Below are 1218 nucleotides of genomic sequence, written 5' to 3' on the forward strand. Positions count from 1 at the left end.
GGGTGCCGTCCTTGCTGTAGAAATCCCAGCCGTCGACAGTGGAAACCAGGGTGCCGTGATAACCGCGCCCGGGCACATAGCCGCCGTCGCCGTCCGGGTAGAAGGAGATACCGCCGCCATCGCCGCCGTGCACGGTGACTACGCCGCAGCCGCGCTGGGCGACATGGGAATCCAGGTTATGGCTCCAGCCCAGCCCCAGGCTGGAGTCGTCTGTATTGCGGCTGCTATAGGAGCGGCGCAGCGAGAAATCCGGCCCGCTCCAGGGCAGTTGGATATCCGTTGCGGAGAGATTCAGCTTGCCATCGAAGAGGTCGACCCCTTCCACCATGGCGTGGCCGACCGGCAGCTGGTCGAGATAGTCGCGGGAGATAATCGCCTGGCCCGGGTAGACCTCTTCGCGATTGGTGGTCTTGGAAATGACCCGCACCTCGAAGTCGTAGGTGCCGGGCCGCAAGGTGCGGTCCGTGTAGGTGAATTCGTGGTAACCGGCATCCAGGTCGGTGGGTTCGAGGAATTCGTCCGCACCGATGGGGGCATTATCGCCGGTAAAGGTGATGGATGCCGTGGCATCCTGGGACAGGCCCAGCTTGAACTTCAGCGGCGACTCGCAGACGAAGTTATTGCTCAGGTCCACGAGCGTACTGGCGGTAATAATTGAGGCGACCTTTCCGACTTGCGGTTCCGGGGCCGGCTCTTCGAAGGCGGAGAGGTGTTCGAGGATCTTCTGGTCGAAGGTGATGGGCTGTTTGCTGCCCGCTTCCTCTGCGCCGGCAGAGACACATCCCAGTGAAATAACCGCGCCGACAACCGCACACAGTAGCTGACGTACAAATACGGAGAGCCGAGCAGATTTCATCGCGAAGCGTACCCTTGCATCCCCTTTCCATCCGCCAGCGGCAAACCGCATCCACTCGCGGGCATGGAAAACTCTTTCGGGCACCTCTGACAAGCCATGGGGGTGGCGAGAAGTGAATTTTCAGCGCGAAGGCTACAGAAATAAAATCCGCCAATCAAGAAAAAAACGAACGGTCTGGCGGGCGCCGGGCACAGGGCTTACGCGATTGCGCGCAGTGGCCGCTCCGAACGCACCGCCAGCCGTTCAATCCTAACTTTTACCTGTTTGTTAAAAAACGACTCCGCAGGCTGGCTGCTGGAGGTTTACTGTTCTCCGACATCCCGGTTCCGGGTTATGGCCGTCGGGCAGGGCCAGTTTCATGC

1 protein-coding gene is annotated in these 1218 nt (G+C 60.4%); it reads right to left on the minus strand.

The genetic code is table 11. The features are described 5' to 3' along the window. Positions 1-856: DUF6531 domain-containing protein (locus ACRC0P_RS18085; RefSeq protein WP_438632703.1), on the minus strand; the 856-nt coding region annotated here is incomplete at its 3' end. Positions 857-1218: the final 362 nt, after the last annotated feature.

The organism is Microbulbifer sp., assembly GCF_051659245.1.
In the GTDB taxonomy this organism is placed as follows: Bacteria; Pseudomonadota; Gammaproteobacteria; order Pseudomonadales; family Cellvibrionaceae; genus Microbulbifer.